This window comes from Streptacidiphilus cavernicola (assembly GCF_042510955.1).
Taxonomy (GTDB): domain Bacteria; phylum Actinomycetota; class Actinomycetes; order Streptomycetales; family Streptomycetaceae; genus Streptacidiphilus; species Streptacidiphilus cavernicola.
On record NZ_JBHFAB010000008.1, the window covers coordinates 37,801 to 51,395 of the forward strand.

Annotated in this window: 12 protein-coding genes and 2 pseudogenes; 4 read left to right on the top strand and 10 right to left on the bottom strand. The window is 69.9% G+C overall.

What is annotated here, in order from left to right:
- Positions 1–51 precede the first annotated feature (51 nt).
- From ACEZDE_RS12935 to ACEZDE_RS12945, 3 genes are all read right to left on the bottom strand, one after another.
- Positions 52–909 carry an MBL fold metallo-hydrolase gene (locus tag ACEZDE_RS12935; RefSeq protein ID WP_380535777.1) on the bottom strand — a complete coding sequence of 286 codons (858 nt, stop codon included), beginning with the start codon at positions 907–909 and terminating at the stop codon, positions 52–54.
- Positions 910–985: 76 nt separating this feature from the next.
- Entirely contained in the window at positions 986–1,768 is a 783-nt protein-coding gene (locus tag ACEZDE_RS12940; protein ID WP_380535779.1) for an SDR family NAD(P)-dependent oxidoreductase, read from the bottom strand.
- A 49-nt stretch (positions 1,769–1,817) separates the two neighbouring features.
- The gene (locus ACEZDE_RS12945) at positions 1,818–2,543 is read right to left on the bottom strand and encodes an SDR family oxidoreductase (protein WP_380535781.1); all 726 of its coding nucleotides are present in this window, start codon (positions 2,541–2,543) and stop codon (positions 1,818–1,820) included.
- Between the two features lie 102 nt (positions 2,544–2,645).
- Between ACEZDE_RS12945 and ACEZDE_RS12950 the strand changes: the two genes are divergently transcribed.
- Both ACEZDE_RS12950 and ACEZDE_RS12955 read left to right on the top strand, forming a co-directional pair.
- Positions 2,646–3,488, top strand: coding sequence for a helix-turn-helix transcriptional regulator (locus ACEZDE_RS12950; protein WP_380535783.1), 843 nt, complete (start codon positions 2,646–2,648; stop codon positions 3,486–3,488).
- Between the two features lie 139 nt (positions 3,489–3,627).
- Entirely contained in the window at positions 3,628–4,209 is a 582-nt protein-coding gene (locus ACEZDE_RS12955) for a carboxymuconolactone decarboxylase family protein (RefSeq protein ID WP_380535785.1), read from the top strand.
- 32 nt (positions 4,210–4,241) lie between these two features.
- Here ACEZDE_RS12955 and ACEZDE_RS33755 read toward each other — a convergent pair.
- The 5 genes and pseudogenes from ACEZDE_RS33755 to ACEZDE_RS12975 all read right to left on the bottom strand — a co-directional run.
- A pseudogene (locus ACEZDE_RS33755) lies at positions 4,242–4,538 on the bottom strand (hypothetical protein); the annotation flags it as partial.
- A 318-nt stretch (positions 4,539–4,856) separates the two neighbouring features.
- A pseudogene (locus ACEZDE_RS12960) lies at positions 4,857–5,126 on the bottom strand (hypothetical protein); the annotation flags it as partial.
- Between the two features lie 39 nt (positions 5,127–5,165).
- The gene (locus ACEZDE_RS12965) at positions 5,166–5,480 is read right to left on the bottom strand and encodes a hypothetical protein (RefSeq protein ID WP_380535787.1); all 315 of its coding nucleotides are present in this window, start codon (positions 5,478–5,480) and stop codon (positions 5,166–5,168) included.
- Positions 5,481–5,485: 5 nt separating this feature from the next.
- Positions 5,486–6,088 (bottom strand): SMI1/KNR4 family protein, encoded by a 603-nt coding sequence (locus ACEZDE_RS12970; protein ID WP_380535789.1) that lies wholly within the window; start codon positions 6,086–6,088, stop codon positions 5,486–5,488.
- A 47-nt stretch (positions 6,089–6,135) separates the two neighbouring features.
- On the bottom strand, positions 6,136–6,612 hold the full coding sequence (locus ACEZDE_RS12975) for a LysR family transcriptional regulator (RefSeq protein WP_380535791.1): 477 nt from the start codon (positions 6,610–6,612) through the stop codon (positions 6,136–6,138).
- An 87-nt stretch (positions 6,613–6,699) separates the two neighbouring features.
- Between ACEZDE_RS12975 and ACEZDE_RS12980 the strand changes: the two genes are divergently transcribed.
- Positions 6,700–7,002, top strand: coding sequence for a transposase (locus ACEZDE_RS12980; RefSeq protein WP_380535793.1), 303 nt, complete (start codon positions 6,700–6,702; stop codon positions 7,000–7,002).
- A gap of 7 nt (positions 7,003–7,009) precedes the next feature.
- Here ACEZDE_RS12980 and ACEZDE_RS12985 read toward each other — a convergent pair whose 3' ends face one another.
- A complete protein-coding gene (locus ACEZDE_RS12985) occupies positions 7,010–8,548 on the bottom strand; it encodes an ISL3 family transposase (RefSeq protein ID WP_449341707.1) in 1,539 nt (512 codons plus the stop codon).
- A gap of 295 nt (positions 8,549–8,843) precedes the next feature.
- Here ACEZDE_RS12985 and ACEZDE_RS12990 point away from each other — a divergent pair, with 295 nt between their 5' ends.
- On the top strand, positions 8,844–10,061 hold the full coding sequence (locus ACEZDE_RS12990) for a hypothetical protein (protein WP_380536122.1): 1,218 nt from the start codon (positions 8,844–8,846) through the stop codon (positions 10,059–10,061).
- 239 nt (positions 10,062–10,300) lie between these two features.
- Here the strand turns inward: ACEZDE_RS12990 and dnaB are convergent, their stop codons facing one another.
- Entirely contained in the window at positions 10,301–13,246 is a 2,946-nt protein-coding gene (gene dnaB / locus ACEZDE_RS12995; RefSeq protein ID WP_380535795.1) for a replicative DNA helicase, read from the bottom strand.
- Positions 13,247–13,595: the final 349 nt, after the last annotated feature.

Genomic DNA, 13,595 nt, shown 5'->3' on the forward strand with positions numbered 1-13,595 from the left:
GGCCGCGTCGGCTACCGCATCACCGCTTCACCGCTTCACCGCATCACCGCTTCACCGCAGCTCCCCGCGCAACTGCGCGTACGCCCGTCCGACCGCGTGCTCCAACAGGCCGGAGTCGAAGGCCCAGCCGCCCCCCGCGGCCAGCGCCTCCGACTCCGGCACGCCCCCGGCGTGCAACGCGGTGACCTGCTCGGCCACCGACCGGATCCGCGCCGCCTGCTCCCGCACGAACGACGCCCCGACCGCGTCCCCGTGGCCGGGCACGAACACCGCGTCGGGACCGCCGAAAGCGAGCACCGCGTCCAGGGTCGGGGCCCAGTCCAGCGGGAACGAGTCGGGGCCGAAGGCCGGCGGCCCCGACTGCTCGACCAGGTCGCCGACCAGCACCGCGCCCGCGTCCGGCACCCGCAGCACCAGGTCGCCGCCGGTGTGGCCGCGGCCCAGGTGCCGCAGTTCGAGTACCCGGCCGCCGCCCAGGTCAAGGACGTGCTCCCGGTCGACCTCATGGTCCGGCACCGCCTCCACCAGCTCGGCGATCTTCGCTGCCCACTCCTCGCTCCGACCGGCCAGGTGCGTCTTGAACTCCGCCGTCTCCGGGTCGTCCGCCGCGTCCCGCATCGCCGCGACCGCGGCCCGGTGCGCCCACAGCTCGGCCGGGGGCAGCTGCCTCGGCGCGACGAACTCGGCGTTGCCCCAGACATGGTCGAAGTGGACATGGGTGTTCACCACCCAGCGCACCGGCGCGTCCGACAACTCCCGCAGGTGCTCCCGCAGTTCCCGCGCCTCGGCGAGACTGCAGCGGGTGTCCGCGACCGCCAGCCCGTCCGCCCCGACGACCGCGGTGACCGTCACATCGCACGGCTGGTAGCGCCGCTGGAACACCCGCTCGGCAACCTCGATCCACGTCATGCCCGAGATCCTGCCAGCTCACCCGACCCGGCGCCCGTCCCCCCGTGGCGGCCCGTCACCCGGCCCGGCGGGCCCGTCACCCGACCCGGTACCGCTTCGCCAGCTCGGGGCTCTGCGCCCCGAACGCCGCCAGGTCGGCCCGGGACACCTCCTCCAGCAGCCCGTCCTGCTCCACCCCGGGGGCGCACACCACCTCGCCCAGCTCCAGCCCGCGCAGCCCCGCCGTGACCACGTCCTCCGCCGACATCCGCGGCACCGCGCTCAGGTCGAGCCCCTGCCGCTGGTGGAACTCGGTGGCCACCACCCCCGGGCACAGCACCTGCACCCGCACCCCCGTGCCCGCCAGCTCCACCTGCAACGCCTGCGACATCGCCACCAGGTGCGCCAACGTCCCGGCGTAGACCGCCCGTCGGGGCAACTGCGGCTGCGGGGCCGGTCCGCTGAACGCGATCATCCCGGCCACGTTCACCACCGCGCCCGCGCCCCTGGCCACCATCCCCGGCACCGCGGCACGGGCCAGCATGGTCGGGGCGACGACCTTGACGTGGACCAGCTCCCGCGCCTTGTCCGCGGGCAGCTCCACGAACGGCATGTAGTGCGCCACCCCAGCGTTGTTCACCAGCATCGTCAACGGCCGTGCCGCGCACACCTCGGCGACCTCGTCCACACCCCCGTCCGTGCCCAGGTCCGCGACCAGCGGCGTGACCTCGACGTCCGGGAGCGACGCGGCGAGCTCCTCCAGCCGCTCCCGCCGCCGCCCCACGACCACCAGGTCGTAGCCGTCGGCGCCCAGCCGCCGCGCGAACGCCCTGCCGATCCCGGAGGACGCCCCGGTGACGAGTGCGAGCCTGCTGCCCATGACTGCTCCTTCTTGCTTGCTTGCGGTCCTGCTGTGAACGGCCGTCGGACTACCAGGGGTACGGCCCCTCCTGGCCGAAGTAGCCGCCGGTCGGGCCGTCCGGGCCGACCAGGGCCATCCGCACGATGATCTCGGCGCCCTGCTCAACGGTCTGGGTACCGGTGTGACCGTTCAGGTCGGTCGCGGTGTAGCCGGGCTCGACCGCGTTGATCCGGATGCCGGGGAACGCCTTCGCGTACTGCACGGTGATCATGTTGACCGCGGTCTTGGACGCCGGATAGCCGACCCCCGGGTAGCCGTACCCCGGCGAGCCCGGCGTGCTGACCAGGGTCAGCGAGGCCAGACCGCTGCTGACGTTGACCACCACCGGGGCGGCGGACCGCAGCAGCAGCGGCAGGAACGCGTGGGTGACCCGTACCGTGCCGAAGACGTTCGTCTCGAACACCGGCCGCAGGGCGTCGACCGTCAGCTCCGCCGCGCCGACGGTGCGGCCGTCCGCCGCCTGGCCGCCGATACCGGCGTTGTTGACCAGCACGTCCAGCCCGCCGCTCGCGCCGCCGTCCGCCTGGACCGCCCTCACCGCGGCGGCCACCGACGCGTCGTCGGTGACGTCGAGCTGGATCGCCCGCGCGCCCGCGCCCAGCCGCTCGGCGGCCCGGCGGCCCAGCTCGGGGTCGCGGCTGCCCAGGTAGACGGTGTGGCCCTCGGCCAGGAGCCGCCGCGCGGTCTCGAAGCCGAGGCCCTTGTTGGCCCCGGTGATCAGTGTCGTTGTCATGCCACCAGGATCCGGCCCGGCGCGGCGGCGAGCCAGACGTCCCGCCTTCCTGGGACCGGCGGTACCAGGCTGCCCCGCCGCCGACCGGGCACACTGGGGGACATGGCGGCGACAGCGGAGTTCGGGCAGGCGGTGCGCCGTTGGCGGGACCGGGTCCCGCCCGAGGCGGCGGGGCTGCCCGCCGGCGGGCACCGGCGCGCGGCCGGGCTGCGCCGCGAGGAGGTCGCCCTGCTGGCCGGGATCTCCGTCGACTACATCACCCGGCTGGAACAGGGCCGCGCGACCAACCCCTCGGCGCAGGTGGTCGAGGCCCTGGCCAGGGCCCTGCGGCTGTCCGGGGCCGAGCGGGCGCACCTGTTCCGGCTGGCCGAGCTGGTCCCGCCGGGCCCGGAGACGGTGCCCGGGTACATCACCCCGGGTGTGCACCGGATGCTGGACCGGCTGACCGGGACCCCCGTCGCGGTCTACGACGCCACCTGGACGCTGCTGCTGGCCAACCCGCCGTACGCGGCCCTGATGGGCGACCCGTCCGGCTGGCGCGGTCTGCAGCGCAACGCGGTCTGGCGCAACTTCCTCGGCCCCGGCGGCCGGGTCCGGCACACCCCGCGGTCACGGCAGGAGCTGGACGCCGCGGAGGTCGCCGACCTGCGCGCGGCAGCCGCCCAGTACCCGGCCGACCAGCGGCTGCGGTCGCTGATCGCGGAACTGCGGGCGAACAGCGACCGGTTCGCCGAGCTGTGGGAGACCGGCGCGGTCGGCCGGCACGAGGCCGCCCGCAAGACCGTCGACCACCCGCAGGTCGGCCCGCTGACCCTGGACTGCGACGTGCTGGCGGTGATGGGCGGCGACCTGCGGGTCATGCTCTACACCGCCGAACCCGGCACCGAGGACGCCGAACGCCTCGCCCTGCTCACCGTCCTGGGCACCCAGACCCTGACCGGCTGACCGCACGCCCGGCCGTCCTTACGCCTACGTCCGTCCATCCGGTTGTGTCACATCCACCACCCCACCGGTGTCTCCCTGTGGACGACGCAGACAGCGTCACGGACCACACGGACCAACGGACCACACCCAGGAGGACACCATGACGGCCCTACGCGTCCCGAAGGCCGAACTCGCCCCCGAGCTCAGCGAAAGCATGGTCAAGCAGCTCGGCGCGGTACCCGAACCCCTCGAAGCGACCTGGCACAACCCCAAGGTCGCCCGAGCCGCCCTGGAACTCGGCAGCAGGACCGCCGAGTGGGACGCGGCCGACGAGAGCCTCAAGTCGTTCGCGCACATGGCCGTCGCGTCCCAGGTCGGCTGCAGCTGGTGCCTCGACATCGGCTACTTCCAGGCCCAGAACCAGAACCTGGACCTGGCCAAGGCGAGCCAGGTGCCGCGCTGGCGCGAGTCCGAGGCCTTCACCCCGGAGGAACGCGACGTCCTGGAGTACGCCGAGGCGATGACCAACACCCCGCCGACCGTCACCGACGAACTCTCCGCCCGCCTCCTCGCCCGACTCGGCCCGGCCGCGCTGGTCGAACTCACCGCGTTCATCGCCTTCGCCAACTTCTCCACCAGAAGCAACACCGCCCTCGGCGTCGAGTCCCAGGGCTTCTCCACCACCTGCGAAATCCCCCTCACCACCCGCCCCACCACCCCTGCCCCGACGCCCGCGATGTGACCGCAGCGGTGACCGGTCCCGGCAAAAGCGGATTACAGGCCCCGGTCGCGGGCCACCCTCCGGCTGGGGATGATCCAGTCGACTGCGGACTCAAGCAGAACTCGGAGCTCCTGATCGGTTCGGAGGTCTCGGTGTTCGGGACGGTGGTCACCGCTCCCGAGGTCCACGTAGTCGAGTTCGGCCTCACCGCTGCGCCAGACGGTGACCTGGACGATCCGAGTCCCGGCTTCGACGGTGAGCCACGCACTGCTCTTGGATCTACCGTCCTCCGGGGAGTGCTGAAGCTCGGCAGTGATCCCACAGGCGCGGAGAACCGCTTTGTTCTCGGTGAACCAGGCCGTGAGTGCTTCCGGGAAGTCCGGTGGCCGATAGCTCGATGGGCGTCGTCAGCAGGAAGGGCTGCGAGATGATGCCCATTACGCGGGTGTCGAAGTCGGCCAGCAGCAGCCGGGCAAGCTCCAGCCGCGACTCGTACACGACGTGGTCACCATCGTCGCCGACCAGTACAGCCCGGAGTAGTGCTTCTGCCCCAGGTACCAGCGAAACGTCCGATAGGGGGAGGCAGCCGTCAGGGCCTCGATCGGCACAGATGCCCACTCGCGGTCCGTGCTCGCCCGCCCACGAACGTCCCGTGTGCTCACCAAGACCGGAAGGACATCGAGCAGACCCCAGATCTGTTCGCCGGTCCTGACGGTCAGCAACTGCTGGCACCTCCACTGCAGCGGCACCTCGGGACGGTGCCCCAACCGCTGCACGAGCACCGGGAACAAGTAGTGCGTCGCCTCTGCGGCAAGGTGCCCCTGGAGCCAGTCAACCGGGAGCCGCTGGCTGAAGCCGTACATGGCGGCCTCCTGCGCCAGGTCCAGGAGCTGAGCGGTGTCGACGGCTCGGACGGTGCGGGGAAGGGTCGGGGTCATGTCGAGATGATGCCAAGGAGCCTCCGCGAGGCCGAGAGGTCAGCGCGGCCGGGATGCGATCTGCCGACGGGCTGGGCCCCAGACTTCCTCGAACTCCTCAGAGGTGAGTTGCTCGGGGTTGTGGCCTTCCCATTCTGAGATGGGCCGCTCGGCTGTGATCCCGAACCTGCTGTCGTATGCGTCAAGGTCGCCCTCGCCGTAGGTCTGTTCCCATTCGGCGAGGGAGGCGGCCGCAATCGGTGTCCGAGTTGGCCCCTGGAGTTCGACCTGCCGGGCAACCCAGCCTTCAGCGTCGACTTCGAAGTAGAACCAGACGTCTTCTTCGTCCCAGTGGCAGCGGATCCATGTAGTCATGGCGGTCAGTCGCTTCTGGCGGCAGAGCGTTGCGCGGCCAGGCGGTCCGCCAGTTGCTGCCGTACAGCAGGGGATGTGAGCTCCATCGACCGGTTGTCGCGTCCGCCTGCCATGTGGTCGAGCCACCGTTCGTACCAGGCCAGGAAGTCGCTGGCCGAGGAGACGTCGGGTCCCCAGAAACCATCACTGTTCCCGGTGAGGATTCGCCCGGTGAGCGGTCCGGTGATGCCGAGGAGTACGAGGTCGCTGCAGCCGGCTTCGATGATGTTCAGGAAGAGGTCACCCCCTGCCCTCCTTCGGTCGGTTGCTGTGAAGCCCCGCAGGTTGCCGTGCTCCCCTTGCGGGTTCATGGTGAACAGCTCGCACCTGTCCAGCGGCAACAGTCCGTAGAAGGGTGAAGCCCCGCTGCCGCCGAGTTCGGTGAGGAACACGCGATAGGCGTCGGGCAGCTCGATCTGGGCCTCGGCCTCGAAGCGCGTCACCTGGACTGCAGACAGGGGCGGAGCGAGCCGGAACTGGTGCTTCTCCTCACCGAACGAGTGGCTTCGCTGCTGGGCAAAGGGAATCTGGGCCAGCTTGCGCCGCAGGCGGGGTATGCGGGAGTCCATGCGAACTCTTCTCTCGTGTCGACTGCCAATCTATCGAACCTGGCCCCTCAGGCGGCCAGTGCGGTCTGCGGCGTTCTTCGTGACGCTGCACCATCCTGAAGGGTGCGAATGGCTCGGAGCACTCTTCTCCCGAAGGGGGTCAGCGCCATGGGTCGGCCGCGTTCGGCTCTGACTAGCAGCGGTTCGCCGAGTTCTCGTTCGATCCGGTTGATCTGTGCGACGAGGGCGAATGTGTTGTGTCCGAGGTCGGCCGCCGCCGCGCCGATGCTGGGGTAGGCGGAAGCGGTTGCGAATCGGTTCAGGCGTTCACGGGCACCTTGACCGAGGAGTGCCGGGCGGAGGATGCGCGGCGCCCGGTGGACTTCGTCAGCAGCGCGAAGAGTCTGGTTGTGGCTGGCTCCCCCACGGGATCGCAGCGGGATGCCGTGGAACTTGGCCCAACGGGCCATGTTCGCGGTGCTCATGCCTCGCTCGCGGGCGAGATCGGGCAGAGTCCGACGCTGGTTGACGTACTGCTCGATCAACCAGTCGCGTTCGACCTCTCTGAAGCTTCCCCGTGGACCTGGGCACCTGGAGACTGAGACGTGAGGTTCCAGAGGAAGTAGAGCCAGGTGAGCAACAAGCAGGGCAAGCGGTACTCGAGGGAGTTCAAGCGGGACGCCGTGGCGTTGGCGCGCTCCTCGAGTAAGACGGTCACCGAGGTGGCCCGGGACCTGGGCGTGAGCCCGGAGGGCCTGCGGGCCTGGGTCAAGCAGGACCAGACCGACCGAGGCGAGGGCGGACCAGGCGAGTTGACCAGCACCGAGCGCGAGGAGCTTCGGCGCCTGCGCCGGCAGAACCTCGAACAGCAGAGGAGCATCGAAGTCCTGAAAAAGGGGTCTGTGGATCCCTTGGCTCTTCCAAGATTTTCGTAGCCGGTGATCAGTTGAGCAGGATGCGGTGGCGGAGGAGGGTGAAGCCGGCTCGGCCGTAGGTCTGGCGTTTGATGAGTTTGGTCTTGTGGTTGACGCCTTCGGTGCGGCCGTTGTGCCAGGGCAGGGTGACGGCTGCTTCGACTGCGGCCTGGTCGCGCTGCAGGCCGCGGGCGAACGAGCGGAGGACGGGCAGGCCGTCCTGCAGCCCGCGACGGATCCAGTTTTCGAGCAGATGGCCGTTGCCGGGTGCCGGTGTGAGAAGGACGGCGAAGTCTTGGACGACGGTGGCCGGTGCGGTCATCTGTGGGCAGGCCGAGGTGAGCTGGTCGCGCAGGACGAGCTGGTCTTCGTGCAGGTGGTCGGGGCAGGTGAGCAGGAGGCGGGCGGCGCGGCGTGGGGATAGGGTGGCGTGGTCGGCTTCGACGCAGCCTTCGGTGATGTAGCGCATGAGGAGGTTGGCGCTGCCGGGGTAGCCCTGCTCGCGGATCTCGGCGAGGAGTTGGGGCATCGTCACTGCCGGGTCCTCGGCGCGGCGCCGACGGAGGTGGTCGCGGTAGGGGTCGACCAGGGTGGGGCGGAAGGCGGGTGCGCGGACCATGCGTTCGGGTTCGGTGTGGCGCGCGTAGCGGTTGACCGTGTTCAGGCGCAGGTGCAGGCGGCGGGCGCATTCGAGCAGCCCGACGCCCTGGTCGAGCAGATCGTGGACCTGGTGCCAGCGTTCGCGGGTGGTGGCGGCGCGCTTGCCCTCGCGCAGCGGCGGGCCGAGCTTGGACCAACACGAGCTGTGGACCGCGACCTCTTTGAGGACTGCCTCGCAGAGGTTGTGCCACAGGTGCCAGCGGTCCGCGACCTGCACGATTCCCGGGTCCGCGTCGGTGATCGCGCGGGCGAAGCCGCCGGCCCCGTCACGGCAGACCACCTGGACCTGGGGGTGTTCGCGCAGCCAGGCTACAACGGTGGCGGTGGCCCGGTCCGGCAGGACGTCCACCCGCCTGCCGGTGGCGGCGTCGACCACGACCGTGGCATAGCGGTGCCCCTTGCGCAGAGCGAACTCGTCGATCCCCACCACGCGCGGGACCTGCGGCTTCGGCAGCGGGATGCGCAGCAGGCAGTCGAGCACCGTGGCCCAGGAGAGCACGCAGCCCAACACGGCCAGCAACCGGGCTCCCGCCGAGCCGGCCAGCGCCACCGCGACCGCCTCCACCACCCGCCGAAGGGCGGGCGTGCGCCGCTGATAACGCTCCGTCAGTCCCGGTACCTGCTCGGCGAACGTCCGCCGCGGGCATGACGGCTCCTCGCAGTACATGCGTCGCACCGACAGGTCGACCACCACCGGACACCCGCCCACCGCCTGGTCCGCGACATGCCGCACATACCGCGAGTGCACCCAGCCCGAGACCCGGCCGCAGCCCGGACATACCGCACCCGCATCATCCCTGGTCCGGGCTGTAATCCTCAGCAGCCCGTCCTCCACCACGACCGCGTCCACCCGCACCGCGGCCAACTGCGGCAGCAGGTCCTCAATCCGGACAACACACGCAGCCACCCTGTCACTTCCCGCCGTCCACCGTCCGGAAGACGCCGCAACGATCACCGGCTACGAAAATCTTGGAAGAGCCAACTTGCGGACAGGCCCTGATCTCAGCTGTTTCGCCGCGGTCGCGAAAAGCAGGTTGCACATGAACGTCCCGAGCGTCGTCGCCGACAAGCGCCTGCGGGACTACGGACGGGTTGATCAGCCCATAATTGGATTCAGTGCCGAGCGACCCGGCGCATCGCACCCGCCCCGGGTGTACTCACCGCGATCGGAGAGCATCGTGAAGAACAGCGCGTTGTGGCGAGTGGTCGACAACGAGAGTGGTACCCAGTCCATCGTCAGCACTCCCTCCGAGGCGGTCGCGTTCGTCAACAGCCGGTTCGACACCGATGACGACGACGAGCCGTTCAGCATCACCAAAGTCGGCCCTCTCCTTCCGAAGCCGCTCGGGGTCATCACCGCATGGGCGGCGAAGAAGGACGGCGAGCGAACCGACGGGCGTACTGCGCCGATCACCATCAGGCCGGTTGTGACGGATAACGCCATCGAGTGCGACGACGTCGTGCTCTGGGGCGACGTGTATGTCTCGTGGGCCCACGACATGTACACCGTCGAGGGGCCAGACGGCTCCGAGTACAGCGAGGCTTACAGCGCAGCCGAGTTGAGCGAGAACCTCGACGAGTACGCCGGCGACTACGAGTACGCGCCTGAAGGGCCTGACAGCCATAGGTGGCCGAAACCGGGAGAGTTGATCCCCTACGGGGCCCAGGAGTGTGCCAAGCGGTTCGGGCACCTTGACGACGATGCCCTGCTGTGGCTGGCTGCCACCCGCATCACGCTCGCCGTGTGGCGCAACACACCCGTCGAGAACTGGCATGCCGGTATGAGTCCGCTCCACGACGGCACGATGATGCGGATCAACGTGGCAACCACCCGACTCGTGCGCTCGATGCTGTCGTTCGACCATGTCGACTGGATCGCTGTCGGTCTCGCGATCGTCAACCCGTCTCGGGTTCTACCGACCGGGCAGTCCGTGCTCGAGCTCGGGCTGGCCTGCCACAACGCTGACGACCCGGCGCACGAGGTTGATCCGCGAGAAGAACTCGCGGAGATGGCACAGGTCGCGATCTCATGGGGGCGAAGGTACTGCCTTCACGAGAAGGAGTTCGGCCTGCGAACCCTGATCGAATACTTCTGCGCGTCCGAAAACGGCTGGTTCGGAGCTCCGAGTTGGGGGCGTATCGTCGATCGGTTCCTTACGGCTGTCGACGACCGGGAGAATGTGCACTGGCGCATGCACCGGGACGAGCCTTGGTTCGACGAGTGGTTCACCAGCCGCCCGGCCGACATTGCGGACACCACGGAATTTCGTCGACTGCTCCTTACCGGACCCGACCTGCTGTCCGAGGAGGCCGCCGAATGGTGCGTGGAAGGTGCCATCGGCTACGTCTGCCAGGACGACCACGCGAACGGCTGCCTACGATGCGGTATCCCACTGGCAACGGAGTCCCCCAACGAGTGAACGTGGGCACCAGCGTAGAAAGGCAGCAATCCACTGATCGCGTTCTCTCCCGCCTGCTCGGCGACCTCCCCCTGCTTGGCGAGCCGGTCGCGGCTCCGCCGCAACTCACCGACCCACACGTCAACCTGAGCGAGTGATGGCAGTGGCCTGCGATTCTCAATTCCGTGTCAGATCGGCCAGTCAGATGACATTGCGACTGAGAAAATGGCACGGGATTTGAGAACCTACACGAGTGACGCTCAGCTCTGGGCCATGTCCACGAAGCGGGAGTAGTGGCCCTGGAAGGCGACGGTGATGGTTGCGGTGGGGCCGTTGCGGTGCTTGGCGACGATGAGGTCGGCCTCGCCCGCGCGGGGGGACTCCTTCTCGTAGGCGTCCTCGCGGTGCAGCAGGATGACCATGTCGGCGTCCTGCTCGATCGAGCCCGACTCACGCAGGTCGGAAACCATCGGCCGTTTGTCCGTGCGCTGTTCGGGACCGCGGTTCAGCTGGGACAGTGCGATGACCGGGAGTTCGAGCTCCTTGGCGAGCAGCTTCAGGTTTCGGGACATCTCCGAGACCTCCTGCTGCCGGCTCTCCGGCCGCCGCGCACCGCCGCCGGTCATCAGCTGGAGGTAGTCGATGACGACCAGGCGCAGGTCGTTGCGCTGCTTCAGCCGGCGGCACTTGGCCCGGATCTCCATCATCGACAGGTTGGGGGAGTCGTCGATGTAGAGCGGCGAGTCGTTCAACTCCGGCATCCGCCGGGCCAGTCGGGTCCAGTCCTCGTCGGTCATGTTCCCCGACCGCATGTGGTGCAGCGCGACCCGCGCCTCCGCCGAGAGCAGGCGCATGGCGATCTCGTTGCGCCCCATCTCCAGCGAGAAGAAGACGCTCGGGATCTTGTGCTTCACCGAGCAGGACCGGGCGAAGTCCAGGGCGAGCGTGGAGTTGTGCACGACGATGTCGTTGGCGACGAAGTTGTGCGTACCGTCCACGGTCAGGTCGTAGACCTCGGCCTCCCCGTCGGGGACGACGGACTCGACCCGGTCCCACTGGACGTCCGAGGTCGCGATGTCCAGCAGGGCGGGGGACTCCAGGGCCTTCGCCAGCTCCAGCAGCCGATGCCGGCCGACCTGGCGGCCGACGTGCCAGTCGTGGGTGTGCGGACGCCCGGCCCGCGCATTGATCTCGGCCCAGCTGCGGTCGCCCTTCTCGGCCTTGATCAGGTCCCAGACCTCTGCGGGGACCAGGTCGGGGCCGAGTTCGGGCCGGTCGAGGTCGGGCAGGTCGACCCGTTCGCCGCAGGCCGCCAGGACTGCCTCGACCTCGCACTCCTGGGAGAAGATGCCGACCCGCGCCGCGAAGGTGCGGATCTGGTCGAGGTCGTCGACCAGCACCTGGAAGGCGGGACGCCGCGACCCCCGATAGGCGTCGGTGCGACGACGGACCACCTTGGCCACGATGCCCAACCGCAGCAGCAGATGGGCAACGTCCTTCGCCAGGCGCTCGCTGACCGAGCGGTAGCCGATCTGCGGCTGGTCGCCCGACTCGGAGACCGAGGCCCAGCCGTCCGTCGCGTAGAGGCGGGACAGGAAGAGGGCGATCTGATGCTCGGGGAGCCGGAAGAAGACCTCGGGGACGAACGCGGTGCGACTGTCCGTCCCCAGCAGCCCCCACTCCCGCAGACGTTCGGTGAGCGGGTCACCGCAGGCGCGGTCGACGCCCGGGTGGACCCGCGGCAGCGCCTCCTCCGCCCAGCGCGTCACGTCGGCCCGCACCGCCTCGTTGCAGGCGGTCAGCTGCGGGGCCCGCCCGCGGAGGCCGCCGCCGAGCACGCCGCCGTCACCGAGCACCCCGCCGTCACCGAGCAGGCCGTCGCCGCGGAGGCCGCCGCCGCCGCCGAGCAGGTACCCGGTCAGGGCGACCAGGGGACTGGGCAGTTCCGCCGAGGGCACGCAGGGCAGGCTCCGCGCGACGGCGATGCGGTCGCCGGCCTTCAGCTCCTCCAGCGGGACCCAGCCGCGCAGGGTACGGAACGGGTGGTTCCCGGTCGCGGTGATGCTTCTGCCCAACTGGGTGGCCAGGGTCAGCACCGCCCGGCGCCCGTTGTGCAGGAAGTCCGAGGGTCGTACCGCCCGGAGCCTCCAGGCGTCGTCCAGCGTGTGCACCTCCAGGTGCTCACCGGCCCGGCCCCGGCGGACGAAGTCGGCCACGGTGATCCGTTCCCCGGTGCCCGCCTCCGTCAGGGTCGTCGTGGCGGCCACGCACTTGCCCATCGCGGGCCGGGCCGCGACGACGATCATCTGGCCCGGATGGAGGCCGTTGGTGAGCGAGTCGAGGTCGGCGAAGCCGGTGGGGACTCCGGACATCTGCCCGCTGCGCGAGCCGATGGACTCGATCTCGTCGAGGGCACCCTCCATGATGTCGCCCAGCGGGGCGTAGTCCTCGTTGGTGCGCTGCTCGGTGACGGCGTAGATCTCGGCCTGCGCGGCGTTGACGATCTCGTCGACGTCTCCCTCGGCGGCGTATCCCATCTGGGCGATCCTGGTCCCGGCCTCGACCAGCCGGCGCAGCACCGCGCGCTCGTGCACGATCTCCGCGTAGTACTCGGCGTTGGCCGCCGTGGGCACGGAGTTGACCAGGGTGTGCAGGTAGGACGGGCCGCCGACCCGGGTGATCTCGCCGCGCTTGACCAGCTCGCTGGCGACCGTGATCGGGTCGGCCGGTTCACCGCGCGCGTAGAGGTCCAGGATGGCGCTGTGGATCAGCTCGTGCGCCGGACGGTAGTAGTCGGCGGGCTTGAGCACCTCGACCACGTCGGCGATGGCGTCCTTGGACAGCAGCATGCCGCCGAGGACCGACTGCTCCGCCGCGAGGTCCTGCGGGGGGACCCGCTCGTACGAGGGGTCGCCGCCGGAGGCGCCGCCCCGGCCCGCACCGGCGTAGGAGGAACGGTCCGCCTGGTTGCCGCCGAAGCCGGAGCCCGAACCGGACCCGCCGCCCGAGCCACCCGAACCGGAGCCGGAGCCGCCCGAACCGCCGGACCCCCCGCTCCGACCGCCCCCGCTACCGCCGCGACCCCCGCCGTCCTGCCCCTTCCCCCGGTTGAAGGGCAGCCGGTCGCCCGGCCCCTCGCTCGGCGGCGGGGGCCACTCGTCGTCCGGCGGGGGGACCTCGTGCTCGTCGTACGGGACGTCGCTCATCAGCAGGATCCCCCTCGGAAGGAGGCCTTTCGGCTCCCCTGGTCGATGCCCTCCACGCCGTGCCTCCCGTTGCGCCGAACCCTGCGGTACATCCTTGCGCAGGAGTCCGGAGCGGACTGGCGCGCCACCCTCTTCTATACGGCACCCCACTGACACGGGGACGCCAGCGCGCGGGTGCGGCGCGTCGACAGAACGCCCACGCTAAGGGGGGAGCAGCCCATCGGCCAAGATGGTTATCCACAGGCCATGTGGATGAAGGTCCTTCGGCTGTGGAGAACTGACCCCAAGCTGTGTACGGGTCGGGGGACAGTCTGTGGATAACCCGAAGATCCTTATGGCGTCAACGCTC